The organism is Streptomyces noursei (assembly GCF_001646665.1).
GTDB classification, from domain to species: Bacteria; Actinomycetota; Actinomycetes; order Streptomycetales; family Streptomycetaceae; genus Streptomyces; species Streptomyces lavendulocolor.
Map to the genome: position 1 here is coordinate 14,376 of NZ_LWBU01000370.1, position 1,451 is coordinate 15,826.

The window sequence follows — 1,451 nt, forward strand, 5'->3', positions numbered from 1 at the left end:
TCGCCGCGGCCGCCGTCCTGCACGACCACCCGGTGGCCCGGGACGCGGCCTTCCTCGCCGTCATGGGCGCCGGTGTCTACGCCAGGCGCTGGGGACCGCGGGGCCACTCCCTCGGGGTCTTCGCGTTCATGACGTTCTTCGTGACGCAGTTCCTGCGCACGATGCCCGGCCAGCTGCCCGAGCTGTACGCGGCCGTCGCCCTGTCGCTGCTCTGCTCCTCGGCGGTCCGCTTCGGCCTGTGGTGCTACGAGCGGCGGATGCCCCCGCCGCCCGCGCAGGTGGCACCGGCCGAGGAGCGGGGCCTGGCCCGTACCACCACGCGCCAGGCCGTCCAGGCGACCGTCGGCGGCGCCGTGGCGCTGGTCGTCGGCCAGATGATCTCAGGTGAGCGGTGGTACTGGGCCGTCGGCGCCACGTGGTGGATCTTCGTCAACACGTCCTCGCGCGGCGAGACCCTGGTCCGCGGGTTCCGCCGGGTCCTCGGCACCCTGATCGGCATCGCGGCCGGCCTGGTGGTCGTCGTCCCGCTGGACGGCGCCCCCGTGCCCACGGCGGTGCTGGTCGCGGTGTGCGTGTTCGGCATCTTCTACACGGCGGCCGTCTCGTACACCTGGATGATGCTGTCGGTCACGCTGATGGCCGGGGCCCTCTACGGACTCCTCGGCGTACTGGACCCCGCCCTGCTCGCCCTGCGGGCGCTGGAGACCGGCATCGGGGCCCTGGGCGCCGTACTGGCCGTGCTCCTCGTGCTGCCCGTCACCACCCACGCCACCACGGACGCCTGGATCCAGCGCGCCCTGCGCTGCGTGCACGTCTGCACCGAGCGGGCGGCCGCGCGGCTGTCCGGCGCCCCGGACGCCGACCCGTCCCCGCACGTCGCCGAGCTGGAACTGCTCCTCGGCCGGGTGCGGCTCTCCCTGGCACCGCTCGTCCACCCGCTGAGTCCGCTGCGCGCCCGCAAGGCCCGGGCCCGGCAGGTCCTCGCCCTGCTCGACGCCTGCGCCCGCGAGGTGCGGGGCCTCGCCTCCATCGCGGCCGACCCCGAGGCGTCGCACGACGCCCGGCTGGCAGCCGCCTGCTGGCGCGTGGAGGCGGCCGTCGAGGCGCTCACCACGCCGGAGAAGGCGCGGGAGGCCCGTACCGCGCCGGCCGACGCGGGAGGTGTCCCCGCGGTGGTCGCCACGGTCGCCGAACCCGCCCTCGCCCACCTGCACAGCCTGGAGCGGGCGCTCACCGAACTCGCCGCGCCCCTGCGCACCTCCCCGCGCGAGCCCCTGATCGGCGCGTAGCCCGGCGCGGCGCGGAGGCCGGCCCGGAGCCCGGCCCGGAGTCGCGGGCCCGCACCGGTGCCGTCCCCCGTACGCGCTGAGCGGCGCCCCGTACCGGTATTCGATCACCCCGTCCCGACTTGGTCTAGACCTGCTAGCGTCGGGCCCCGACGGATCGGCGGG

1 protein-coding gene is annotated in these 1,451 nt (G+C 76.2%); it reads left to right on the forward strand.

The window, feature by feature from the left end:
- Positions 1–1,289: FUSC family protein (locus A4V12_RS27985; protein WP_234372355.1), on the forward strand; the 1,289-nt coding region annotated here is incomplete at its 5' end.
- Positions 1,290–1,451: the final 162 nt, after the last annotated feature.